Raw genomic sequence first — 23,899 nt, forward strand, 5'->3', positions numbered from 1 at the left:
GAAAAACTTACGTATCAGCGTCGGTGTCGTCAAACGAGCAACCGCCATTGAGCAGCAGGTGTGAGCACGCGACTGCTATGCCTTGGAGCATTAAATACCCCGCATCAACGCTTCCACACCTTGCTACGGCCCCCCCTTGACCCGCGCCGTGATATCGTTCCTGCCCAAGTCAACTCGCCCTTAAAGAGACCTGCCGATGTCCAGTACTCACCTCCAGCCTGGCTTCATGATCGTCCACGGCAATCGCCCCGACGACCTGCGCAGCCTGGTGGTGAGCTGGATGCGCCGTTACCCCCTGGCGCCTCTAGAGAACGAAATCGCGCTGGTTCAGAGCAATGGTATCGCCCAATGGCTCAAGCTCGCTTTGGCCGAAGACCCCCTAGAGGATGACCAGGGCGGTTGTGGCATTGCCGCTGCCATCGAGATGCAGCTCCCGGGTAGTTTCATGTGGCAGCTGTACCGCACCGTGTTGGGCCGCGATCAGATACCGGAAGTGTCGCTGCTCGACAAGGCACCGCTCACCTGGCGCTTGATGCGCCTATTACCCGAGCTGATTGAGCGGCCGCACTTCGAGCCGTTGCGGCGTTTTCTGACTGACGACAGCGATCTGCGCAAACGCTATCAGCTCGCCGAGCGCCTGGCCGACCTGTTCGACCAATATCAGGTATACCGCGCCGACTGGTTGAAAGAGTGGGCCGCAGGACGGCATGTGCTCAATACTGCACGCAGCGAACGCAAGCCATTGCCTGTGGATAACTGCTGGCAGGCAGAGCTGTGGCGTGCCTTGTTGGAGGACGTAGGCGAGCAGGGCATGGCCCAGAGCCGTGCCGGCGTCCACCAGCGGTTCATGGCCTGTATCGACGACCTGAAGCAGGCCCCGGCAAACCTGCCCGCGCGGGTCATCGTGTTCGGTATCTCCTCGCTGCCGGCCCAGACGCTCGAAGCGCTGGCCGGTCTCGCCCGTTTCAGCCAGGTGTTGTTATGCGTGCACAATCCTTGTCGCCATCACTGGGCCGATATCGTGGCCGACAAGGACTTGCTGCGGCACCAGTACAAGCGTCAGCAACGCCGGCCCGGCATGCCATTGGAACTCGATGACCAGTCACTGCACCAACACGCACATCCCCTGTTGGCAGCCTGGGGCAAGCAAGGCCGCGACTACATCAATCTGCTCGACAGCTACGACGACCCAGGAAGTTACCAGGGTGTCTTCAGCGATGGACGCATCGACCTGTTCACCGAAGGCTCACCCGTAACGCTGCTCAACCAGCTACAGGACGATATCCTTCAATTGCGCCCGCTGGCCGAATCCCGTGAGCAGTGGCCGCCGGTCAATGCACGCCGCGACCGTTCGGTGCGCTTTCACGTTGCGCACAGCCCGCAACGGGAAGTCGAGATTCTCCACGATCAGTTGTTGGCTCGCTTCAGCGCAGATCCCACACTGCGTCCACGCGACGTCATCGTCATGTTGCCCGACGTGGATAGCTACGCACCGCACATACGGGCCGTCTTCGGCCAGGTGCAGCGTAAAGACCCTCGCTACATCCCTTTTACCTTGACCGACCAGGGCCAGCGTGGCCGCGAGCCGCTGCTGATCGCCTTGGAGCACCTGCTCAAACTTCCCGAAAGCCGCTTTGCCGTCAGCGAAGTGCTGGACCTGCTGGACGTGCCGGCAGTACGGGCTCGGTTTGGCATTCGCGAAGGCGACTTGCCCACCCTACACCGCTGGATCGAAGGGGCCGGCATTCGCTGGGGGCTCAATGCCGAGCAACGGGCCAGCCTGGGCTTGCCGGAAGGGCTCGAGCAGAACTCCTGGCGCTTTGGTTTGCGGCGGATGTTGCTGGGGTATGCCGTGGGTGTGGGTGATGCCTGCGATGGCATCGAGCCTTATGACGAGATAGGCGGGCTGGACGCTGCGCTGATTGGCCCGCTTGTCGCGTTGCTCGATGCGCTGGAAGTGGCGTGCCAAACCTTGTCATCCCCGGCCAACGCCGGCGAGTGGAGCGAACGCCTCAATGCCCTGCTGCACGTCTTCTTCCTGGCCGAGGATGAGCAGGACGAGTTCTTGCTGATCCAGTTGCAGGACCTGCGCGAATCGTGGCTGGATGTCTGCGAAACCGTGGACCTGCAAGATCCACTGCCCCTTACGGTGGTGCGCGAGGCCTGGTTGTCGGGCCTGGATCAAGGCAAATTGTCCCAGCGCTTTCTGGCAGGCTCGGTGAATTTCTGTACCCTCATGCCCATGCGGGCCATCCCGTTTCGCGTGGTCTGCCTGCTGGGCATGAACGACGGTGACTATCCACGCGCGCAGCCACCGCTGGATTTCGACCTGATGGCCACCGACTATCGCCCAGGTGATCGTTCGCGTCGGGAAGATGATCGCTACCTGTTGCTCGAAGCCGTATTGTCGGCCCAGGACCAGCTCTACGTGAGCTGGGTGGGCCGCAGTATCCGCGACAACAGCGAGCGTCCTGCCTCGGTACTGATCGGCCAGCTTCGCGATCACATCGCGGCGGGATGGCAACTGGCTGATGCGCAAGCCGACACCAAACACGATCCGGGCCAGCAACTGCTTCACGCCCTGACCCAGGAACACCCGTTGCAGCCGTTTAGCCTGCGCTATTTCGAACAAGGCAGCGTGCTGTTCAGTTACGCGCACGAGTGGCAAGTGCTACACCAGGCCCACAGCGACGACCCTCACGACCTGTCCGAGCTGACGCCCTACCAGGATGATGAGCCGCTGACATTGAACCAGCTGGCCGATTTTCTGAGGCACCCAGTGCGGCACTTCTTCAGTCAGCGGCTCAAGGTCTACTTCGAAGCGCTCGAAGCGCCCACGCCGGACGAAGAGCCTTTCGTACTCGACGCCTTGCAACGTTATGGCGCAAGTGAAGCATTACTCAGCGCAGCCTTGAGCGCACCCGAGGATGCCCAGCGTGCCCTGCATCAGCAAGCACGCCGCCTGCAGGCCCAGGGCCTGTTGCCCTTGGCCGGTTTTGGCGAGCTCTTGCAGCACGACCTAATCGAGCCGCTGCCTGACTTGCTGCAACGCCATGGGCAGTTGCTCGAACGCTGGCCGCGGCAGGTTGAGGGCGCACTGCCCGTGCATTTCGAACACGGTCCTCATCGGCTGGAGGGCTGGCTGGGCCGCGTGTTCCAAGGCGATGACCAGAGCGTGCTGAGCATCACCCCGGTCCCCAACACCATCAGTGCAGGGCGCAACAGCCTCAAATGGCATCGCCTCATCGCGCCATGGGTGACACACCTTGCCGCCTGCGCCGCAGGATACGCCTATCACACTGCGCTGGTAGCCAGTGACGTGACCCTGCTACTGGCGCCAGTCGGCCAGCAAGCGGCAGCACAGCTGTTGGGAGAACTGCTGGTGGCACGCCAGGCAGGCATGTGTGCACCGCTGCCAGTGGCGCCTAAGACGGCATTCGCCTGGCTCGCCCAGGACGAGCCGGACAAAGCCATGGCTGCCGCTGCCCGTGCTTACGAAGGCGACGAACGCACGGGTGCCGGCGAGCGCGGTGAAAGCGTTGCCCTGGCCCGGCAGTTCCGCGATTTCGCCGCGCTCACGGCCGACGAAACCTTCGAGGGATGGTGCGAGGCCTTGTACCGCCCCCTGTTCGACGCCCCCTGGCAAACCCTGGGCAACCCGGAGAAAAACGCATGACCCAGGCTCGGCCATTGGCCCTGAATTTCCCCTTGCATGGCAGTCAGCTGATCGAGGCCAGCGCGGGAACCGGCAAGACATTCACCATTTCGGCCTTGTACCTGCGCCTTATCCTCGGCCATGGTGGCGAGCGGGGTTTCGAACGAGAGCTGCTGCCGCCGCAGATTCTGGTGGTCACGTTCACCGACGCTGCCACCAAGGAGTTGCGCGAGCGTATCCGGACTCGGCTGGCCGAGGCGGCGCGGTTTTTCCGCGGTGAACTCGAAGCCGTCGACCCGCTGCTGGCGCAACTGCGTGACGATTATCCAGAGCACGCTTGGCCAAGCAGCGCCGCCCGGCTGGAAACGGCTGTGCAGTGGATGGACGAGGCTGCCGTATCGACCATTCACGGCTGGTGCCAGCGCATGCTGCGTGAGCACGCATTCGACAGCGGTAGCCTGTTCACCCAGACCCTGGAAACCGACCACAGTGAACTGCTGGGGCAGGTGGTGCGCGATTACTGGCGGCGTTTCTGCTACGGCATGCAAAGCCAGGCCCTGGCGTGGGTACGTAGCCATTGGGTCAGCCCTGCCGCGCTCTTGCCCCGCATTCGCCCGTTGTTTGGCAGGGTGCGTGCCGCCCACCAAGGGCCTGAGCCCGAGACATTGATCCTTGAGGCGTTGCAGGCCCGCGATGAGCAGTTGGCCCGGCTCAAGAGGCCCTGGGCTGCCTGGGCACCGGAGCTGCGACAGCTGTGTCGCGACGCCGTGGCCGCCAAGCACGTGGATGGCAGGAAAATGCAGGCCCGCTATTTCGAACCCTGGTTCGACAAGTTGTGCCTGTGGTGCAACGACGAGCAGTGCGTAGAACTTGACCTGGGCACAGGTTTCACCCGTTTGACCCCTGCGGGCCTGGCCGAGGCCTGGAAAGTCGGCGAGCCGCCAGCGCACCCTGCACTCGATGCCATGCAAACCCTGCAACAGGACCTGCAGGGCCTAGCCAGTCCGGATGCAGCGCTGCTCGAACATGCCGCCAGTTGGGTTTCGGCGCAGTTCGAAGTGGAGAAGCGGCGCCGCGCGGAAATGGGCTTTGATGACATGCTCCTGCGGTTGCAGCAGGCGCTGCACAGCGAGGCAGGCGAGCGTCTGGCCGGATTGATTCGCGAGCAGTTCCCGGTGGCGATGATCGATGAATTCCAGGACACCGATCCGGTCCAGTACGGCATCTTCGAACGCATCTACCGCATCGGCGAGAACCACGGCGACACCGGCCTGTTCATGATCGGCGACCCCAAGCAAGCGATCTACGCCTTCCGCGGTGCCGATATCTACACCTACCTCGCTGCCCGGCGCGCGACCCAAGGGCGCTTGCACAGCCTGGACACCAACTACCGCTCCAGCGAAGGCATGGTCGCGGCGGTCAACCAGGTGTTCCAGCAAGCCGAGGCGCGTCCCGGCGGGCGTGGCGCCTTCCTCTTTCGGGAGGCGCACGACAACCCTCTGCCCTTCGTTGCCGTGCGCGCCCAGGGCCGCAGCGAGCAATTGATGCTTCAAGGGCAACCCTGCGCCGCACTTCAGTGCTGGCAACTACCCAGCGACGAGCCGGTTTCGGTGGGCGTTTACCGGCAGCAGATGGCCGCCAGTTGCGCGAGCCACATCGTGGGCCTGCTCAACGCCAGTCAACGCGGCGCGGCAGGCTTTGCGCACGCCAATGGCCAATTGCGCCCGTGCCTGCCTTCGGACATCGCCATCCTGGTGCGCGATGGCCACGAGGCGCAACGCATCCGCACGGAGCTCGCTGCCCGAGGCGTGCGCAGCGTCTACCTCTCCGACAAGGACTCGGTGTTCGCCGCCCAGGAAGCCCATGACCTGCTGGCCTGGCTCAAAGCCTGCGCAGAGCCGGACTCCGAGCGTCTGCTCAAGGCGGCGTTGGCCAGCTTGACGCTCGACCTGTCGCTGCCGGCGCTTGATCGCCTGAACCAGGACGAACGGGTGTGGGAAAGCTGGGTGATGCGGTTTCGCGCCTACCGCGACACGTGGCAGCGCCAGGGCGTACTGCCCATGCTGCGCCAGTTGCTGCATGACTTCGAACTGCCGCGAACGCTCATTCGCCGCACGGACGGCGAGCGAGTGCTCACCAACCTGTTGCACCTGGCCGAGTTGCTCCAGCAGGCCGCTGGCGAGCTGGACGGTGAGCAGGCGCTGATCCGGCATCTGGCCGATCACCTGGCCAGTTCAGGCCAGGCTGGCGAGGAGCAGATCCTGCGCCTGGAGAGTGACGAACAACTGGTCAAGGTGGTGACCATCCACAAGTCCAAGGGCCTGGAATACCCCTTGGTGTATCTCCCGTTCATCTGCTCCAGCAAACCGGTGGACGGTAGCCGCCTGCCGCTCGCCTGGCATGACAGTCAAGGCAATGCGCACTTGACCCTGACGCCGGACGCCACGCAGATCGAGCGCGCCGATGACGAACGCCTGGCCGAAGACTTGCGCCTGTTGTATGTGGCGCTTACCCGTGCCCAGCACGCCTGCTGGCTGGGGGTGGCCGACCTCAAGCGCGGGAATCACAAGCGCTCGACCCTGCATCGCTCGGCGCTCGGCTACCTGCTGGGCGGCGGCGCTGAGCTTGCCGACTCCAAGCAACTGGCAGACTGGTTGCAAGCACTGGCCGATACCAGCGCGCACATTACCTGCCCAGGGCTTCCGGAGGCGGACCGGGCGGCCTACCACACACCGCAGTTGCAGCATCAGCTGGTTCCAGCCCGTATGCCCCGCCGCGCGGCGGCCGAACAGTGGTGGATCGCCTCTTACAGCGCCCTGCGGATCGGCGAACAGGCGCTGGGCGTCGACAGTTCCCTGGCGCAACAACTGCTCGATGATGAGCGCGTCGATACCCAGGTTCTACGCGAGGTCCCGGCCGACAGCGGAGACATCCACCGTTTCCCGCGCGGTCCCAACCCCGGCACGTTCCTCCACGGTTTGCTGGAGTGGGCCGGGCGCGAAGGCTTTGCCCAGGTGCGCGACAACCCGCAAGCGCTGGCCCGCACCGTGGGCCAGCGCTGTAACCGGCGCGGTTGGGAGGGCTGGATACCGACGCTGACCCAGTGGCTCACAGGCCTGCTCGACACACCGATGCCAGTGGCGCAAAACGGCCTGACCGTGACCCTCAGCCAGCTCACCCACTATCAGGTCGAGATGGAGTTCTGGTTTGCCAGTCATCAGGTCGATGCCCAGCAACTCGACCGCCTGGTGGCCCACTACACCCATCCAGGGCTACTGCGCCCAGCTGCGCAGCCGACGCTGCTCAACGGCATGTTCAAGGGCTTCATCGACCTGGCGTTCGAGCTGCAGGGGCGCTACTACGTGACCGATTACAAATCCAACTGGTTGGGCCCGGACATCCAGGCGTATGACCCTGCCGCGATGCAGCGAGCCATCCTCGAGCATCGTTACGACCTGCAGTACGTGCTGTACCTGTTGGCCCTGCACCGACAGCTGCGCGCCCGCCTGCCGGACTATGACTACGACCTTCATGTCGGCGGGGCCCTTTTCATTTTCCTGCGAGGGGCCAACAGCAGCGGGCATGGCATTTATCACGCCAAGCCCCCGCGCGAGCTGATCGAAACCCTCGATGCGTTGTTTCGCGGCGAGCACGCGCCTATTCAGCATGATTTGTTCGCCGGAGACACCCCATGAGCCGAAGCCTCCTCGACCTGCTGCCCACCCCCCTGCAAGCCGAGCACCTACTGGCCCTGGCCCCTCAACACCGCAGCAGTGACCTGCTGCAACTGCTCGATCGCTGGGTCGAACGCGGCTGGTTGCGGCCGCTGGACCGTGCTTTCGTGTCATTTCTGGAGACGCTTGTGCCGGGCAGTGACCCGCTGTTGCTGTTGGCCGCCGCCCTTGCCAGCCATCAACTGGGGCATGGGCACGTCTGCCTGGACTTGCAGCAGACCTTGGCCGAACCTGACTTCGCGCTCTCGTTACCGCCTGAGGGTGATGCACTGACCGGCCCGCTGCTGTTGCCCTCCCAGCTGCTGGCCGGCCTTGACCTGGACGCCTGGCGCCAGCGCATTGCCGCAAGCCCGCTGGTGGCAGCCGCCGATGCGCCCGGGCAGCACACACGGCCTTTGGTCCTCAGCGGCGAACGCCTCTACCTGCGCCGCTACTGGAGTTATGAACGACGCATCGACAGCACATTGCGCCAACGCCTGACCCAGGCCGACGCCATACCCCCAGACCTGGCGGCGCGTCTGGACGCCCTGTTCGAGGGCGGCAGCCTCGCAGGGCAGGTGGACTGGCAGAAGCTTGCCTGCGCCCTGGCCACGCGCGCCGGGTTCAGCATCATCACCGGTGGGCCTGGCACCGGCAAGACCACCACCGTGGTACGCCTGCTTGCCTTGCTCCAGGCCCCGGCAGTGGAAGCGGGCAGGCCGTTGCGCATCCGCCTGGCGGCGCCCACGGGCAAGGCCGCTGCTCGCCTGACCGAATCCATTGGCCAGCAAGTCGAGCGTCTGCAGGTCAGCAGCGCCGTGCGTGGCCATATCCCCACTGAAGTCAGCACCGTGCACCGCCTGCTCGGCAGCCGTCCAGGCTCGCGACATTTCCGTCACAATGCCGCCAACCCGCTGCCCCTGGACGTACTGGTGGTCGATGAAGCCTCGATGATCGACCTGGAGATGATGGCCAACCTGCTCGATGCCATGCCGCCAAAGGCACGGCTGGTGCTGCTGGGTGACAAGGATCAGCTGGCCTCGGTGGAGGCCGGTGCGGTGCTGGGTGATTTGTGCCGGGATGCCGAGCAGGGCCGCTACTCCCCAGCGACCCAAGCATGGCTGGAGCATATCGGCGGGCAATCGCTGTCTGAAAGCGGTCTTGAGCCAGGTGATGAACAGCGCCACCCACTGGCTCAGCAAGTGGTCATGCTGCGTTTTTCCCGGCGCTTCGGCGAAGGCAGCGGCATCGGCCAGCTCGCCCGGTTGGTCAACCGCCAGCAAAGCCATGCGGCGCGCAACCTGCTGGCCATGCCGCCGCCCGACGTCCACAGCCTGGCCCTGAAACAGGAGCATGACCGCGCCTTCGATCGCCTGCTGCTCGACGGCCTGGACCGCGGCGCAGAAGGCCCCCAGGGCTATCGCAGCTACCTGCGTACACTGGGCAGCCAGCGTCCGGCGCTGGACACTCCCTTCGACGACCTTGCGTGGGAGCGCTGGGCTGCCAAGGTCTTGCACAGTTTCGAGGATTTCCAGCTGTTGTGCGCCGTGCGCCGCGGCGCCTGGGGCGTTGAAGGGTTGAACGAGCGCGTGGCGCGGGTGCTGCACAACGCCCGCCTGATCGACAGCCAGCAGCCTTGGTACGAGGGCCGCCCGGTGTTGGTCACGCGCAACGACTATGGGCTGGGTTTGATGAACGGCGACATCGGCATCGCCCTGTGCCTGCCGGACGAACAGGGCAAGCCATTGCTGCGCGTGGCCTTTCCCCGCAACGATGGCAAGGGTGGCGTACGCTTTGTACTGCCCAGCCGCTTGAACGAGGTGGAAACCGTGTTCGCCATGACCGTGCACAAATCCCAGGGCTCGGAATTCGGCCATACCGCACTGGTCCTGCCCGACGCACTCAATCCGGTGCTGACCAAGGAGCTGATCTACACCGGCATCACCCGTGCCAAGCACTGCTTCAGCCTGGTGGAACCTCGCCAGGGCATCTTCGAGGAAGCCGTGGAGCGCAAGGTTCGACGTATCTCGGGGTTGATGCTCGAGCAGGTGTGAGGGCGAGCGCCGTCAGGGCTGGGTGCAGGCCTCGGCAAAACGCATCACCGTATCCTGCCCCATCATCAGTGGGGCATTGGCTTCGGTCACCTCGCGGATGTAGTCCCACAACAAGGTGATGCGCTTGAGTTTGCGCAGGTCTTCGCGGCAATACATCCAGAATTGCCGCGTCACCTCCACCTGATCGGGCAGCACCGTGACCAGCCGCGGGTCCTGCGCGGCCAGAAAACACGGCAGAATGGCCAGCCCCCGACCTTGAAGCGCCGCGGTGTACTGGGCAATCACGCTGGTACTGCGCAGGTGGGCCGTGGCCCCAGGGATCAGGTTGGCCAGGTACAGCAGCTCGGAGCTGAAAGCCAGGTCGTCGACATAGCTGATGAAGGGATGCCCGGCCAGGTCGGCAACGGCCTGGATCGGCGCGTGGCTGTCCAGGTAGGCCTGGGTGGCGTACAGGCGCAGCCGGTAGTCGCACAGCTTGCAGCATACATAGGGCCCGTGTTCCGGGCGTTCCAGGGCGATGACGATGTCTGCCTCGCGCTTGGACAGGCTGATGAAGTGCGGCAGCGGCAGGATATCCACTGAAATCGCCGGGTATGCATCGACGAAGTGGCTCAGCTGCGGGGTGATGAAGAAGCTGCCGAAGCCTTCGGTGCAGCCCATGCGCGCATGCCCCGACAGCGCCACCCCGGAGCCTGATACCTGCTCGCACGCCATGTGCAGCGTACTCTCGATGGCCTCGGCATAACCGAGCAGGCGTTGGCCTTCTGCCGTCAGCACAAAACCGCTGGTGCGCGATTTTTCGAACAACAAGGTGCCAAGCGCCCCCTCCAGCGACGTGATGCGCCGCGAGACGGTGGTGTAGTCCACGCTCAGGCGTTTGGCCGCGCTGCTGGCCTTGCGGGTGCGGGCTACTTCAAGAAAGAACTTCAAGTCGTCCCAGTTGAGCGCGCTCAGGGATGTGAGGTCTTTTTGCATGATGATCCGGAATTTTTATGCGTTCTTGTAGGATGTTTGCACATCTATACTCGAAACATGCCCTCTCACGCCACCCCGCGTTAGCGACGGCGCTGGCGATCTCGTCCTGACAATAATTCCAAGGAGAACGCAGATGAACGCACCCCAGTCCCCTGACCAGACCAAGGTCGAGCAGGCCAAGCTGCTGATCGATGGCCAATGGGTGGAGTCCCGAACGAGCGAGTGGCGCGATATCGTCAACCCGGCCACCCAGGCCGTGCTGGCGCGTGTTCCGTTCGCCACCACCGAGGAGGTGGATGCCGCCGTGGCAGCGGCACAGCGCGCCTTCTTGACCTGGCGCCATACGCCGATTGGCGCGCGCATGCGCATCATGCTCAAGCTCCAGGCGCTGATTCGTGAGCACAGCAAGCGCATCGCCCAGGTGCTGAGCGCCGAACAGGGCAAGACACTGGCCGACGCCGAGGGCGATATCTTCCGTGGCCTGGAAGTGGTTGAGCACGCGGCTTCCATCGGCACCCTGCAAATGGGCGAATTCGCCGAAAACGTGGCAGGCGGTGTCGATACCTACACCTTGCGCCAGCCGATCGGGGTGTGCGCCGGCATCACACCGTTCAACTTCCCCGCGATGATCCCGCTGTGGATGTTCCCCATGGCCATCGTCTGTGGCAATACGTTCGTGCTCAAGCCCTCCGAGCAGGACCCGTTGTCCACGCTGTTGCTGGTCGAGCTGGCCGTGGAGGCCGGGGTGCCGGCCGGTGTGCTCAACGTCGTCCATGGGGGCAAGGCCGTGGTCGATGCCCTGTGCACGCACCAGGACATCAAGGCGATTTCCTTCGTCGGCTCGACCGAAGTGGGTACCCATGTCTACAACCTGGCCAGCCAGCATGGCAAGCGCGTGCAGTCGATGATGGGCGCCAAGAACCATGCCGTGGTGCTGCCGGACGCCAACCGTACGCAGACCGTGAATGCCCTTGTAGGGGCGGCCTTTGGTGCCGCAGGCCAGCGCTGCATGGCCACCTCGGTCGCGGTGCTGGTGGGCAAGGCCCGCGAATGGCTGCCGGACATCAAGCAGGCGGCGAGCAAGCTCAGCGTCAACGCTGGCTGCGAGCCGGGTACCGATGTGGGGCCGGTGGTGTCCAAGCGGGCCAAGGAGCGTGTACTGAGCCTGATCGAGAGCGGCATCCGAGAAGGCGCCACGTTGGAGCTCGATGGCCGCGACGTCAAGGTGCCGGGCTATGAGCAAGGCAACTTCGTCGGCCCCACCTTGTTCTCCGGGGTGACCACCGACATGCAGGTCTATACCCAGGAAATCTTCGGGCCGGTGCTGGTCACGCTCGAGGTCGATACCCTCGACGAGGCCATCGCACTGGTCAATGCCAACCCGTTCGGCAACGGGACCGGTCTGTTCACCCAGAGCGGCGCGGCGGCGCGCAAGTTCCAGAGCGAGATCGACGTCGGGCAGGTGGGCATCAACATCCCGATCCCGGTACCCGTACCGTTCTTCAGCTTCACCGGCTCGCGCGGCTCCAAGCTGGGAGACCTGGGGCCGTACGGCAAGCAGGTGGTGCAGTTCTACACCCAGACCAAGACGGTTACCGCCCGCTGGTTCGATGACGACAGTATCAACGACGGCGTGAACACCACCATCAGCCTGCGCTAAGGAGCACGACATGCGTATCGCATTCATTGGCTTGGGCAACATGGGCGCCCCCATGGCCCGCAACCTGATCAAGGCCGGTCACCACCTTGCCCTGTTCGACCTGAACAAGGAGGTACTGGCAGAACTCGGCGCCCTGGGTGGGCAGGTCAGCGCCTCACCACGCGAGGCGGTGGCCGAAAGCGACCTGGTCATCACCATGTTGCCGGCCGCCGCGCACGTGCGCAGCGTCTACCTCGATGACGATGGGGTATTGGCCGGGATCCGAGCTGGCACGCCTACCGTCGATTGCAGCACCATCGACCCGCAAACCGCCCGCGAGGTGTCCAAGGCGGCGGCCGCCAAGGGCGTGGACATGGGGGATGCACCGGTCTCAGGGGGCACGGGTGGGGCGGCGGCCGGTACGCTGACGTTCATGGTCGGGGCCAGCGACGCACTGTTCTCAGCGCTCAAGCCGGTGCTCGAGCAAATGGGCCGCAACATCGTGCACTGCGGCGAAGTGGGGACGGGGCAGATCGCCAAGATCTGCAACAACCTGCTGCTGGGCATTTCGATGATCGGTGTGTCCGAGGCCATGGCACTGGGCAATGCCTTGGGTATCGACACCCAGGTGCTGGCAGGGATCATCAACAGCTCCACCGGACGCTGCTGGAGCTCCGACACCTATAATCCCTGGCCTGGCGTGATCGACACGGCGCCGTCTTCGCGTGGCTACACCGGCGGCTTCGGCGCCGAATTGATGCTCAAGGACCTGGGGCTGGCCACTGAAGCTGCGCGTCAGGCCCGCCAGCCTGTGATCCTTGGCGCCGTTGCGCAACAGCTGTATCAGGCCATGAGCCTGCGTGGGGAGGGTGGCAAGGACTTTTCAGCCATCATTGAGGCCTATCGCAAGCCACAGTGAGCAAAGGGGCACGTCATGAACGTGCAGGGGGCGGCTCATCGCGCCCCCTGCGCCTGCGAATCAGGCGAAGACGAAGTACTTGCGCACCGTCTCGACCACCTCCCACGTGCCCTTCATTCCTGGCTCGATCACGAACACGTCACCTGCCTTGAGGTGCTTCGGTTCCTCGCCTTCCGGGGTGACGATGCAGTAGCCATCGAGGAAGTGGCAGTATTCCCACTTGTCATAGTTGACTTCGAACTTGCCTGGGGTGCAGATCCAGGTGCCCATGATCTTGCTGCCGTCGGCTGACAGGTAGGCGTTCAGGTTCACGGTGTGCGGGTCGCCGCCGATACGTTTCCACTTGGTAGCGTCCACGACCGGGGTGGGGCAGGTTTCACGCAGCACGGTGATGAAATCGGACATGGCACAACTCCTGTGACTGGTTGAATGACCCGTCACCATAGGTGTTGAAGCGCCCGTGCAGTTGCCTGAAGTCGACGTCCAGGTGCCTGGCCGCGCTGTTCATGCAGATTCAGCTCAGGCTACAGGCTAGTTCGCTACCAGGCGTTGGCGCCGCTTCAAGCCCACCAGTAACGCACGAAGTGGAAAAAAACCGGTGCAGCGAAGCAGACCGAGTCGATGCGGTCGAGCATGCCGCCATGGCCTTCGATCATATGCCCCCAGTCCTTCACGCCACGGTCGCGCTTGATCGCCGACATCACCAGCCCACCAAAGAAGCCCATGGCATTGACCGCCAGGGCCATCAGGGCAGCCTGCCAGAAGCTGAACGGCGTGATCCAGCACAGCAGCGCGCCGATCAGCGTGGCCAGTGCCACGCCGCCCACCAGGCCCTCGAGGGTTTTGGAGGGCGAGAGGTTTGGCGCCACCTTGCGCTTGCCGAACAGCTTGCCGCACACGTACTGCAGCACATCACTGAGCTGCACCACCACGATCAGCCAGGCGATAAGCAGCAGGTTGCGCCCTTCAAAACCGGGAATCTCCAGAGTCATCAGCGCCGGTACCGCCGACACGCAGTACACCGCGATCATCAAGCCCCACTGCACCTTGGAAGCCCGCTCCAGAAAGCGCGTGGTGTCGCCCCCCAGGCTTGCCAGGATCGGCAGCAACAGGAACAGGTAGACCGGAATGAAGATGCTGAACAGGCCATACCAGTCCATGGCGATCAGCACGTACTGGACGGGCAGCGCAATATAGAACGCCGCTGCCAGGGCGGGGTAGTCACTGCGCCGGGTGGGGGTGAGGGTCATGAATTCTCGCAAGGCGTAGAACGACACGCCGTAGAACAACACGATCACGCCGTATTTGCCGAAGACGAAGGCGATGCCGATCACCAGCACCATGACCCACCAGGCATTGACGCGGGCGTTGAGGTTGTCGATCACCGCATGGGGCCCGGGGCCTGCGCGCCATTTCAGGACACGGCCGATCACACTGGCGAGCAGCAGCAGGGCGCCGATGCCGGCGAACAGCGCGAAGGTATTGTCGTGCATGTCAAACGTCCTTGGGGGCTAGATCGAGCAGGGCCTGGCCAGCCCGCTCCAGAAAGGCTTGCTTGCTTTCGTCGGCCTGCAGGTGCAAGGGTTCGCCGAAACTCAGGGTGCACAGCAACGGTAACGGCAAGGCGCGTCCCTTGGGCATCACCCGATTGAGGTTGGCGATCCACACCGGCACCAGCTCGACCTGTGGGTGGGCCGCCGCCAGGTGGTACAGGCCACTTCGCAACGGCAACAAGGGCTCATCGCTGAGGTTGCGTGTGCCTTCGGGAAAGAAGATCAGCGAATCGCCCTGGGCCACGGCATCGAGCACCGGTTGCAAGGGGTGACCCTGGCCTTCGTCGCGTTGTCGCTGGATCAGCACGCCATTGAACACCTTGCGGATGAGAAAATCGCGAATACCCGGCTTGGCCCAGTAGTCGGCGCCAGCTACCGGCCGAGTGCGACGCCGCAGCGTCTGGGGCAGCGATGCCCACAGCAGGACGAAATCGCCGTGGCTGCTGTGGTTGGCAAAGTACAGCCGCTGCACCGGAAGGGGCGTGCACCCCAGCCAGAGGGCTCGCGCCCCGGTAATCAGGCGTGCGGCCGAAGTGATCAGGTAGGCGGTGAAGTTGGCGAGCATGGAGCGTTCATCATCCTTTGATAGACAGTATCAGCACGGTAGCCAAGGCCACCGTGAGTTGCAGGCCCAGGCACAGGGCCTGGCGACGCAGCAGGCCGAGCGCAGCCCGGCTGCGCAGCGGCCAGGTACGCGCATCGGTCGGCTGCGGCTTGAGCCCATGGTCGAACAACGCGCGGTCCAGCGCCTGCATGTCTGCCGCCAGGTCCTGGCTTTGGGCCAGGTGCGCGAACAGCTCGGCATCGAGCGCAACGCGAATGGCCCAGTACTTGTGCAGCATGCCCAGGCCAACGAGCAGCAGGCACGGCACAACCGACCAGGGCGACAGCGCCGCGCCGAGCAACGGCACCAGGCCGAACCCGAGCGCCAGCAGGGTCATGCCGTCCGAGAGCCCTGCCAGTTGCCGACCCCGGCGCAGCAGGCTGGCGACCAACACAAGGTCCACTCAGCGCACCCGTTGAGCGAGGCTGACACTGAAAATCCCCCACTCGTCGATGCGTTGGGTCACCTTGCGAAAGCCCGCTGCTTCAACCAGCTGGTCCATTTCTGCCTGGCTGCGGCGACGCATCACCCAAGCCTGGCCACCCCGGTGGCTGGTCAAGGCGCGCGCAATCATCTCCAGTTGCGGATGCCACGGTTGACCGGTGTAGACCAGGTAACCGCCATCCTCCATCGCCTGGGCCAGGCCAGCCAGTGAATGGCTCACCAAGGTGTTGCTGGCGAACAGTTCGTACAGGCCTGACACCACTGCCAGCGTCGGAGGCTGTTCCAGCGTCGCCAGGCTATGGCGGTCGAAGGCATCGCCCTGAACGAAACGGGCAATGTCACCCAGGCCCTTTTCCTGGATCAGTGCGGCGCCTTGTTGCACGTTGAGCGGGCTGTAGTCGCGCAGCAGGATTGACTCAGGGCGCTGATCGACCTGTTGCAGGGCTTCGAGAATGTAGCGGCCATGGCCGGCTGCGATATCCACGATGTGCACCGGGCGGCCGGCATCGCGCAGGCGATCCATGGCCAGGCGCAGCAGCGCTTCGACATGCACCTTGCGCTGGCGAATGCCACGCCAACCGATGGCATTGAGGTAGTTCTGGTCGACCAGGCGGCCCAGCCCGCCTTTACCCGCGGGCTGGTTGCGGTACACATAATCCAGTGTGCTGCCCGAATCGAAACCCGTGTCGAAGCCAAGCCGCACGCCGTCCGCTACCTTGCTGCCCAAGCGCAGCCCTGCACGGGTGGCGCGCCAGTAAAGCCCGCGCAGCGAGTGGCGGGGCAAGGGCGCGGCCAGGCTCTCGGCCTCGGCGCAACTGGCGCCGATCTTGTCCGCATCGAGCAGCGAAAGCCGTTCGACCGGGCAGGCGAAGCAGTGCTCGACGAATCGCTCAATACGGCGCAAGGGGTGTGTCCGCTCGCGCTCGCCCAAGGTGTCGTGGAAGAACCCTGGCAGCACGTGCATCTCCTTGCGCGCACTGCCCAGCCGGTCGAAGAAGCGCTGCTGAGGTGCGCGCTCGACCACCAGGTCTGCACCGGAGACCAGCAGTTGCGTGGGTAGCTGAATCGCCTGGGCGTCGGCCACCACTCGCTCGGCGGCTTCATACAGGCCTAGCAGCATGGTCACCGAAATGGGCCGGCTGATCAGCGGGTCTGCCTTGTACGACATGACCCGTTCCGGATCATGGGTCAGCAGTTGTGGCTTGACGTAGCTGTTGACGAAGAAATTGCCGCGCACGGCCTTGAGCAGCTTCAGGCCAGGGCGGGCAAAAGGTACGTACAGCTTGACCTTGAACGCCGGAGACGCCAGCACCAGGCAACGTACCTTGGGTGCGTAATCATGCGCCCAGGTGGCCACCAGCACCGCGCCGACACTCTGCGCCAGCACCACCAGGTCCTGTTCGGCCAGCCCGTGGCGGGCCTGAATGTGCTCGATGAACGTCTGCACATCGCGCACGCTGGTCGCAAAGCCTGGGCTGTCCCCGCGTGCGCCGGGCGACAGGCCGTGGCCGCGGGCATCCCAGGCAAAAAAGTCATAGCCCGGCATGGCCAGCTCATCGGCCAGGTGGGCCATTCGCCCGCCGTGTTCATGGCCGCGGTGGAACATCACCACCGCCCGACGCGGCTGGTGTTCGTTGCGCGTGGCAGGCCAGTGACGGTAGTGCAGCTCGACACCGTCATGGGTGGAAAAATGCAGGCTTTGCGCTTGGCGCATGGTCGATATCCTTATGCGACGGGCGAAGACTCAGCGGGTTTCAGCCAGCCCGCGACGCACCCGGTTGTAGAGGGTATAGAGGCAGAGCGCCAGGATCACAAGCAGCAATCCATTGACCCAGGTGCCGTCAAGCAAACCCAGGGCGACACCGGTACCCAGTACGCCGAAGGCGAAGGCGCGGTCGCTCTTGCCCATGGGCCCGTCGTAACGGCGCGATGCACCTGCCAAGGGGCCCATTACGCCCGCGTATTCGCTGACCGTCGCCAGCAGCACCACCAGCACCACCAGCGCCGGCCACACGCCCACCAAGAGCGCGAACGGCAGGTACAAGGCGGCATCGGCGATCACGTCGCACAGCTCGTTCAGATAGGCGCCAAGGGTGGATTGCTGGCCAAATTCGCGCGCCAGCATGCCGTCGATGGCATTGAGTGCCATGCGCAGCAGCATCCATATTGGCACCAGGATGAACAAACCGTGGAGGTGAGGCAGGGCCGCTAGCAACAACCCTAGCGCAACGGAGATTACGGCAGCGGCGAGCGTGACTTGGTTGGCCGTGATGCCCCGGTCATACAGGCGCTGCACCAGAGGCCGCAGCAGGGCCTGGAAACGGGGTTTGAGCTGGTAGATCGATGCCACTGGCAAGTCCTTTTTGGTGGGGCGTTGTCGCGCATTCTGGTGCAGTCCTGGTGGCCGGTAAAGCCGCAGGTACCATGACTGCGCTGCAAGAAGTTTCAGGTCCGCTCGGTGAATACCCCCACCAATGCCGCTGCATAGCCTGGCAGGGCCGCGAAGTCCCGCGCGCACAACAGCAACCTCCGGTTAGCCCAGGGTTCCTGCAGTGCCATGGCCCGCAGCGGCAACACCCCTTGCCAGCGCTGCACCGCCGCCAGGGGTACGACGCCGACGCCGGCACCGCCTGCGACCATGCGCAACACACCCTCCAAGCCCTCGGCGCGGACCCTGACGCGCATGCGCTGGCCTGCACGCAGCGCCTGCTCTTCCAGGTAAAGGGCCAGGGCACTGGCCGGCCCGAGACCGACATGACCATGGGCCAGGCTGTCGACGAAGCGCGGCGTGGGAAGGTTGGCGAGCGGGTGATCATTCGGCGTCACCAGTACCAACGGGTCGTCACGAAAGGGTCGTGTCTGTAGATGCTCGCTAGGGGCTGCGCTGGAGATGATACCCAGGTCGGCCATGCCCTGGGTGATGGCCTGCACGATGCGCAAGCTCGGGTGCTCCTGCACATCCACGCTCATCCCAGGGTTCTCGGCCAGATAGGCCGCCAGCAGTTCGGGCAGGTATTGGGTCAGGGCCGCGGTGTTACACAGCAAGCGCACCTGGCCCTGATGCCCTTGCGCGTACTGACCCAGGTCGAATTGCAAGCGCTCGACCTGTTGCGCGATGAGCCGGGCATGTTGCAGCAAGGCCTGCCCCGCAGGCGTGGGGCAGACACCCCGGCGATTGCGCAGCAAGAGTGCAACGCCCAGGGACGCTTCCATGGCACGAATCCGGGCGCTGGCTGCCGGTAGCGAAAGGTGGCTGCGCCCAGCGCCGGCGGTGATATTGCCGCACTCAACGGTGTGCCGGAAAAGCGTCAGGTCAACGAGGTCAAAATGCATGAGGCTCTGTCTGGGCAATAGGCTGACCACGAATATGACAGATGTTCAGCACGTCATGCATTCGCCATGATGGGCACATGATGACCTTCACAGCGTTTTACCAAGACCTTGGCCCACTGTTGACTGCGCTGGTATTTGCCACCTTTCTTCTGGCAGGTGCCGTCAAAGGCGTGATCGGGCTCGGCCTGCCAACCGTTGCCATGGGGCTGCTGGGCCTGGCTATGCCACCTGCGCAGGCTGCTGCGTTGCTGATTGTCCCCTCCACGGTGACCAACCTCTGGCAACTGGCGGCTGGGGGGCATTTGCAGGCGTTGCTGCGCAGGCTGGGCCCGATGCTGGCCATGATCTTCATCGGCACCTTGCTGGGCAGTGTGTGGCTGGGCATCAGCAGTGGCGCCTGGGCCGCGCACGCACTGGGGGGTGCACTGATGCTCTATGCCGTTTACGGGCTGGCTGGGCCGGCCTTGCGCGTTGCGCGGAAACGGGAAGGGTGGCTAGGTCCTGTCTGCGGCCTGGCTACCGGAGTGATCAGTGCGGCCACGGGCGTGTTCGTGATGCCGGCAGTGCCTTACCTGCAAAGCCTTGGTCTTAACCGTGATGAGATGATTCAGGCCCTTGGGCTGGCATTTACGGTGTCCACCCTGGCGCTGGCCTTCGGCCTTGCCGGGCAGGGCGTACTCGGCGGTCCGGCGCTGGGTGCCTCTTTACTGGTGGTGGTGCCCGCCCTGCTTGGCATGCAGGCGGGCCAGTGGCTGCGTCGACGCGTCAGCGCACAGATGTTTCGCCGCTGTTTCTTCGTGGGCCTGATGCTGCTGGGCGTGCATTTGCTGATCAACGGTTAGCGGATGAGCCGCTGAGCATGTCGACCCGTTGGATTTCGAAGTCGCGCTCCAGGTAATCCATGCGCCGGTCGAAAAAAGCGGCCATGTGCGGCAGGGCCGAGTGCACATCCAGTGCCGCCTTGTTCGCCCAGACTTCGAAGAACACGAACAGGCTCGGGTCCTGCTGATCGCGCAGCATGTGGTATTCGATACAGCCGGGTTCGCGGCGGCTGGGCTCGACATAGGGCCGGAACAGTTGCTCGAAGGCTTCTGCCATTTCCGGGCGTGTCTTGGCTTTAAGGATGAAGGCGTACTGCTCGTTCATGACGTTCTCCTGCTTCGGGAGTGCTAGAGATTAAAGCAATAATCCCTGTCGATTCGTGATCTTGAGGCAAATGTATTTTGCCTTTTATTGGCTGTTTCCCAACCGGGCCTGACTTTAACCTGCTTGCCTGCAATCAGTGTCCAGGTCCGGGAGGCCCCTATGAAAAACATCCTGCTACTCAACGGCGGCAAACAGTTTGCCCATTCCGCCGGGCAGCTCAATACCACCCTGCACGAGGCCGCACTGGCGCACCTTGACCGTGCAGGTTTCGACGTACGTCAGACCTTTATCGACGGGGGCTATGACGTGCAGGAGGAGGTGGAGAAATTCCTCTGGGCTGACGTGGTGATCTACCAGATGCCAGGCTGGTGGATGGGCGCCCCCTGGACCGTCAAGAAGTACCTCGATGAGGTCTTCACTGCCGGGCATGGCAGCTTGTATGCCAGTGATGGTCGTACTCGCTCGGATCACACGCAAAAATACGGCAGTGGCGGGCTCATTCAAGGCAAGCAGTACATGCTGTCGCTCACGTGGAATGCTCCGCAGCAAGCGTTCGACGAGGCTGACGACTTCTTCGAGGGCAAAGGTGTGGATGCGGTGTACTTCCCTTTCCACAAGGCGCAGCAGTTCCTGGGCATGAGCGGCTTGCCGACCTTCCTGGCCACCGACGTCATGAAGCGCCCGGATGTCCCGGCCGCGTTGGCAGCCTATCAAGCGCACCTGGACCGCGTGTTTGGCAAGGCTCAGTAGGCCTCTGCCTTGTGGGCATCGCTGGACTTCCCTCGCGCAAGCGGCTATCTAGACCCTGGCGACTCTATCCACAGGCCTTGATGTGAAAACCCGATCCGAAGAACTCCAGGTGTTCGTCGCCGTCATCGACGGTGGGTCGATCTCAGCAGCGGCCGCGCAGATGGGCCAGACGCCCTCGGCAGTCAGCCGAACCCTGGCGCGCCTGGAGGCCAAGCTGGGCACCACGCTGGTCAACCGGACCACCCGGCGCATGGACCTGACCGAGGAAGGACGGTTCTTTCTCGAACAGGCAAGGCAGGTGCTGCGGCAGATGGACGAGCTGGAAGAGCGCCTGGCGATGAACCGGCAGACGCCCACCGGTCGCCTGCGGGTCAACGCGGCCACGCCATTCATGCTTCACGCCATCGTGCCCTGGATAGGCGAGTTCCGGCAGCAGTACCCCGGCATCGAGTTGGCGCTCAACACCGACGACCTGATCATCGACCTGCTAGAGCACAGTACCGACGTGGCCATTCGCATCGGCGAGCTGGCCGATTCCAGCCTGCACGCGCGCAACCTGGGTTGCAGCCCGGTGCAGGTACTCGCCAGCCCGGCTTATCTGAGGCGTCACGGCACACCGCAGCGGGTCGAGGATCTGGCCGATCACTGCCTGCTTGGCTTCAGCCAACCCGAGACGTTGAACCAATGGCCTCTGCGCCATGCTCAGGGCGAGCACTGGACCATTCGGCCCACGCTGGTCGCGTCCAGCGGCGAGACGCTGCGCCAGCTGGCGCTGGCCGGGGAGGGCATCGTCAGCCTGTCGCACTTCATGACCCACGAAGACATTCGCAGCGGCCGTCTTCAGGTCGTGCTGCCCCAGGCCAGTAACGGCCACCGTCAGCCCATCCATGCGGTGTACTACCGCAATACCCAACTGGCCCTGCGCATTCAATGCTTCCTGGATTTCATCCAGCGCAAGTTGGCGATCTACGCCTGTTCAGTTGCCTGAACGCGACATCTGCTGCCTAGGGGCGGCGCGTTCTCGACGGTGAGATTGCACAGGCCTGACGCTTGGGTCTTACTGACGGTCCCACAAGAACAACCCCCAAGGAATGTGTCATGCGTAGCGTCCCTTCCCAGTACCTGGCTCTGGCAGCCGCGCTGTTGGGCAGCTCATCGGTGTACGCCGTTGCCCTGGAGGGCGGGGCTGTCGCCGCGCCTGATCAGTACGGCGCCCAGGTAGCCGCCGATATCCTGAAAAAAGGCGGCAACGCGGTCGATGCCGCGGTAGCCACCGCATTCACGCTGGCAGTCACTTACCCCGAGGCCGGCAACATTGGCGGTGGTGGTTTCATGACGTTGTTCGTGGACGGCAAGCCCTATTTCCTCGACTACCGTGAAGTGGCGCCCAAGGCGGCCACGCGCAACATGTACCTGGATGACAAGGGCGAAGTGATCGAGAACCTGAGCCTGGTGGGGGCCCGTGCTGCGGGCGTACCAGGCACGGTGATGGGCTTGTGGGAGGCCCATCGCAAGTTCGGCAAGCTGCCATGGAGCGAGCTGCTGACACCGGCCATCGGCTACGCCAAAAACGGCTTCAAGGTCGCGGACAAGCAGTATCAGTACCGCAACGATGCCCAGGGCATGTTCAAGACCGCCACCAACTTCAACGACTACTTCGGCAGCATGAAGGTCGGTGAGCTGTTCAAACAACCCGAGATGGCCCAGACCCTCGAGCGCATCGCCGACAAGGGCGTGAGCGAGTTCTACCAGGGTAAGACCGCCGACCTGCTGGTGGCGCAGATGCAGGCCGACAATGGGCTGATCACCAAGCAGGACCTGAAGGACTACAAGGCCGTGTGGCGCGAGCCAATGGCCGTCAGCTGGCGCGGCAATGTGGTGTACACCGCGCCTCCGCCCAGTTCCGGTGGCGTTGCCCTGGCCCAGCTGCTGGGCATCAAGGAGGACCGTGCCGCCGATTTCAAGGGTGTGGCGCACAACTCTGCGCAGTACATCCACCTGTTGGCCGAGATTGAAAAGCGCGTCTTCGCCGATCGGGCCGACTACCTTGGCGACCCGGCTTTTACAAAAGTGCCCGTGGACCAGTTGGTGGCCAAGGATTACCTGGCCAAGCGCGCAGCGCAGGTCAATCCCAAGGCCATTTCCGCCACCGATCAGGTCAAGCCAGGGCTGGAGCCGCACCAGACCACGCATTTCTCCATCGTCGACAAGGCCGGCAATGCAGTCAGCAACACCTACACGCTCAACCTCGATTACGGCAGTGGCGTGGTGGTCAAGGGGGCCGGGTTCCTGCTCAATGACGAGATGGACGACTTCAGCGCCAAGCCAGGTGCTGCCAATGCGTTCGGCGTAATCGGTGGCGATGCCAATGCCATCGAGCCGGGCAAGCGCATGCTGTCTTCAATGAGCCCCAGCCTCATGACCCGTGACGGCAAGGTGGAGCTGGTGATCGGCACGCCGGGTGGGTCGCGTATTTTCACCTCGATTTTCCAGGTGATGAACAACCTGTACGACTACGGCATGCCGCTGGACAAGGCAGTGGCTGCGCAGCGGGTGCACCACCAGTTGCTGCCCAAGGACACGATCTATTTCGACAGCTATGCGCCGCTGACCGGGCAGGTGGCCGCTGATCTGAACAAGATGGGTTATGTGTTGGAGGACCAAGGCTGGGAGATGGGCGACATCCAGGCCATTCGGGTCAATGGACAGACGCTTGAGACCGCGTCCGACCCACGTGGTCGTGGGGTAGGGATGGTAGTGAAGTGAAAAGGCTGATGGCGCGCCGGAGTGCTGGCATTCAGCCAATGGCTGGGGACCGCAACAAAAGCTGAGGCCGCTGTGCGGCCTATCGCGGCACAAGGCCGCTCCCACAGGATTGAACTGCGCCCCAAATGTTGGACATCCGTCCACTTTTGGGGTTTTTATGCGCAGGTATTCAAAGCAGTTCAAGCTGTCAGCCATTCAGGCCTTTCTTGATCGCGGGTATGGCTTTCGCCATGTTGCCGCACAGTTCCAAATGGATCCGACGCTCCTTCGTCGCTGGGTCGCGGCCTACCGTACGCACGGTCAGGCCAGTCTGGAGAAAACAGGCCGCCATTACAGCGCCGAGTTCAA

At 63.7% G+C, this 23,899-nt stretch carries 19 protein-coding genes; 10 read left to right on the top strand and 9 right to left on the bottom strand.

Annotation, left to right across the window (positions count from 1 at the left end; translation table 11 throughout):
* Positions 1-196: 196 nt before the first annotated feature.
* The 3 genes from recC to recD are packed head-to-tail and all read left to right on the top strand — an operon-like array spanning position 197 to position 9,422.
* The gene (recC, locus tag ACF8E5_RS12370; RefSeq protein WP_392475357.1) at positions 197-3,676 is read left to right on the top strand and encodes an exodeoxyribonuclease V subunit gamma; all 3,480 of its coding nucleotides are present in this window, start codon (positions 197-199) and stop codon (positions 3,674-3,676) included.
* Positions 3,673-7,350 carry an exodeoxyribonuclease V subunit beta gene (recB, locus tag ACF8E5_RS12375; protein ID WP_392475358.1) on the top strand — a complete coding sequence of 1,226 codons (3,678 nt, stop codon included), beginning with the start codon at positions 3,673-3,675 and terminating at the stop codon, positions 7,348-7,350. Before recC ends, recB begins: the two co-directional genes overlap by 4 nt.
* Entirely contained in the window at positions 7,347-9,422 is a 2,076-nt protein-coding gene (recD, locus tag ACF8E5_RS12380) for an exodeoxyribonuclease V subunit alpha (protein ID WP_392475359.1), read from the top strand. Before recB ends, recD begins: the two co-directional genes overlap by 4 nt.
* Positions 9,423-9,434: 12 nt before the next feature.
* Here recD and ACF8E5_RS12385 read toward each other — a convergent pair whose 3' ends face one another.
* On the bottom strand, positions 9,435-10,397 hold the full coding sequence (locus ACF8E5_RS12385) for a LysR family transcriptional regulator (protein WP_392475360.1): 963 nt from the start codon (positions 10,395-10,397) through the stop codon (positions 9,435-9,437).
* 133 nt (positions 10,398-10,530) lie between these two features.
* Between ACF8E5_RS12385 and ACF8E5_RS12390 the strand changes: the two genes are divergently transcribed.
* Both ACF8E5_RS12390 and mmsB read left to right on the top strand, forming a co-directional pair.
* Positions 10,531-12,057 carry a CoA-acylating methylmalonate-semialdehyde dehydrogenase gene (locus tag ACF8E5_RS12390; protein WP_058639893.1) on the top strand — a complete coding sequence of 509 codons (1,527 nt, stop codon included), beginning with the start codon at positions 10,531-10,533 and terminating at the stop codon, positions 12,055-12,057.
* Between the two features lie 10 nt (positions 12,058-12,067).
* Positions 12,068-12,955 (top strand): 3-hydroxyisobutyrate dehydrogenase, encoded by an 888-nt coding sequence (mmsB, locus tag ACF8E5_RS12395; protein ID WP_058639892.1) that lies wholly within the window; start codon positions 12,068-12,070, stop codon positions 12,953-12,955.
* A 60-nt stretch (positions 12,956-13,015) separates the two neighbouring features.
* Here the strand turns inward: mmsB and ACF8E5_RS12400 are convergent, their stop codons facing one another.
* From ACF8E5_RS12400 to ACF8E5_RS12430, 7 genes are all read right to left on the bottom strand, one after another.
* Positions 13,016-13,360 (bottom strand): cupin domain-containing protein, encoded by a 345-nt coding sequence (locus ACF8E5_RS12400; RefSeq protein WP_023534343.1) that lies wholly within the window; start codon positions 13,358-13,360, stop codon positions 13,016-13,018.
* Between the two features lie 155 nt (positions 13,361-13,515).
* Positions 13,516-14,448, bottom strand: coding sequence for a phosphatidate cytidylyltransferase (locus ACF8E5_RS12405; protein ID WP_392475361.1), 933 nt, complete (start codon positions 14,446-14,448; stop codon positions 13,516-13,518).
* 1 nt (position 14,449) lies between these two features.
* Entirely contained in the window at positions 14,450-15,073 is a 624-nt protein-coding gene (locus ACF8E5_RS12410; protein ID WP_392475362.1) for a lysophospholipid acyltransferase family protein, read from the bottom strand.
* A gap of 10 nt (positions 15,074-15,083) precedes the next feature.
* Positions 15,084-15,515: a hypothetical protein gene (locus tag ACF8E5_RS12415; RefSeq protein ID WP_078477996.1), complete on the bottom strand. Its 432-nt coding sequence runs from the start codon at positions 15,513-15,515 to the stop codon at positions 15,084-15,086.
* The gene (locus tag ACF8E5_RS12420) at positions 15,516-17,270 is read right to left on the bottom strand and encodes a bifunctional alpha/beta hydrolase/class I SAM-dependent methyltransferase (protein WP_392475363.1); all 1,755 of its coding nucleotides are present in this window, start codon (positions 17,268-17,270) and stop codon (positions 15,516-15,518) included.
* A 30-nt stretch (positions 17,271-17,300) separates the two neighbouring features.
* Positions 17,301-17,906 (bottom strand): CDP-alcohol phosphatidyltransferase family protein, encoded by a 606-nt coding sequence (locus ACF8E5_RS12425; protein WP_196124815.1) that lies wholly within the window; start codon positions 17,904-17,906, stop codon positions 17,301-17,303.
* Between the two features lie 95 nt (positions 17,907-18,001).
* Positions 18,002-18,889, bottom strand: a complete 888-nt coding sequence (locus ACF8E5_RS12430) for a LysR substrate-binding domain-containing protein (protein WP_058604853.1) — start codon at positions 18,887-18,889, stop codon at positions 18,002-18,004.
* Between the two features lie 77 nt (positions 18,890-18,966).
* On the opposite strand from ACF8E5_RS12430, the gene ACF8E5_RS12435 reads away from it, so the two are divergent.
* Positions 18,967-19,731, top strand: a complete 765-nt coding sequence (locus ACF8E5_RS12435) for a sulfite exporter TauE/SafE family protein (protein WP_196186664.1) — start codon at positions 18,967-18,969, stop codon at positions 19,729-19,731.
* Here the strand turns inward: ACF8E5_RS12435 and ACF8E5_RS12440 are convergent.
* The gene (locus ACF8E5_RS12440; RefSeq protein WP_058604855.1) at positions 19,721-20,035 is read right to left on the bottom strand and encodes a putative quinol monooxygenase; all 315 of its coding nucleotides are present in this window, start codon (positions 20,033-20,035) and stop codon (positions 19,721-19,723) included. The genes ACF8E5_RS12435 and ACF8E5_RS12440 overlap by 11 nt on opposite strands.
* Positions 20,036-20,194: 159 nt before the next feature.
* Between ACF8E5_RS12440 and ACF8E5_RS12445 the strand changes: the two genes are divergently transcribed.
* The 4 genes from ACF8E5_RS12445 to ACF8E5_RS12460 all read left to right on the top strand — a co-directional run.
* On the top strand, positions 20,195-20,785 hold the full coding sequence (locus ACF8E5_RS12445) for an NAD(P)H-dependent oxidoreductase (protein WP_078477999.1): 591 nt from the start codon (positions 20,195-20,197) through the stop codon (positions 20,783-20,785).
* 82 nt (positions 20,786-20,867) lie between these two features.
* On the top strand, positions 20,868-21,773 hold the full coding sequence (locus ACF8E5_RS12450) for a LysR family transcriptional regulator (RefSeq protein ID WP_058639884.1): 906 nt from the start codon (positions 20,868-20,870) through the stop codon (positions 21,771-21,773).
* Positions 21,774-21,883: 110 nt separating this feature from the next.
* Complete coding sequence (ggt, locus tag ACF8E5_RS12455; RefSeq protein ID WP_392475364.1) at positions 21,884-23,551, top strand: gamma-glutamyltransferase; 1,668 nt, start codon at positions 21,884-21,886, stop codon at positions 23,549-23,551.
* A 157-nt stretch (positions 23,552-23,708) separates the two neighbouring features.
* Positions 23,709-23,899: transposase (locus tag ACF8E5_RS12460; RefSeq protein WP_392475365.1), on the top strand; the 191-nt coding region annotated here is incomplete at its 3' end.

Source organism: Pseudomonas sp. WSY_20 (genome assembly GCF_043104335.1).
In the GTDB taxonomy this organism is placed as follows: Bacteria; Pseudomonadota; Gammaproteobacteria; order Pseudomonadales; family Pseudomonadaceae; genus Aquipseudomonas; species Aquipseudomonas parafulva_B.

Bases quoted from the DNA above. Each gene is read 5' to 3' on its own strand.
- recB (WP_392475358.1), top strand. From the start codon at position 3,673: ATGACCCAGGCTCGGCCATTGGCCCTGAATTTCCCCTTGCATGGCAGT.
- recD (WP_392475359.1), top strand. From the start codon at position 7,347: ATGAGCCGAAGCCTCCTCGACCTGCTGCCCACCCCCCTGCAAGCCGAG.
- recC (WP_392475357.1), top strand. From the start codon at position 197: ATGTCCAGTACTCACCTCCAGCCTGGCTTCATGATCGTCCACGGCAAT.
- ACF8E5_RS12405 (WP_392475361.1), bottom strand. From the start codon at position 14,448: ATGCACGACAATACCTTCGCGCTGTTCGCCGGCATCGGCGCCCTGCTG.
- ggt (WP_392475364.1), top strand. From the start codon at position 21,884: ATGCGTAGCGTCCCTTCCCAGTACCTGGCTCTGGCAGCCGCGCTGTTG.
- ACF8E5_RS12410 (WP_392475362.1), bottom strand. From the start codon at position 15,073: ATGCTCGCCAACTTCACCGCCTACCTGATCACTTCGGCCGCACGCCTG.
- ACF8E5_RS12430 (WP_058604853.1), bottom strand. From the start codon at position 18,889: ATGCATTTTGACCTCGTTGACCTGACGCTTTTCCGGCACACCGTTGAG.
- ACF8E5_RS12400 (WP_023534343.1), bottom strand. From the start codon at position 13,360: ATGTCCGATTTCATCACCGTGCTGCGTGAAACCTGCCCCACCCCGGTC.
- ACF8E5_RS12435 (WP_196186664.1), top strand. From the start codon at position 18,967: ATGATGACCTTCACAGCGTTTTACCAAGACCTTGGCCCACTGTTGACT.
- mmsB (WP_058639892.1), top strand. From the start codon at position 12,068: ATGCGTATCGCATTCATTGGCTTGGGCAACATGGGCGCCCCCATGGCC.
- ACF8E5_RS12390 (WP_058639893.1), top strand. From the start codon at position 10,531: ATGAACGCACCCCAGTCCCCTGACCAGACCAAGGTCGAGCAGGCCAAG.
- ACF8E5_RS12420 (WP_392475363.1), bottom strand. From the start codon at position 17,270: ATGCGCCAAGCGCAAAGCCTGCATTTTTCCACCCATGACGGTGTCGAG.
- ACF8E5_RS12445 (WP_078477999.1), top strand. From the start codon at position 20,195: ATGAAAAACATCCTGCTACTCAACGGCGGCAAACAGTTTGCCCATTCC.
- ACF8E5_RS12385 (WP_392475360.1), bottom strand. From the start codon at position 10,397: ATGCAAAAAGACCTCACATCCCTGAGCGCGCTCAACTGGGACGACTTG.
- ACF8E5_RS12440 (WP_058604855.1), bottom strand. From the start codon at position 20,035: ATGAACGAGCAGTACGCCTTCATCCTTAAAGCCAAGACACGCCCGGAA.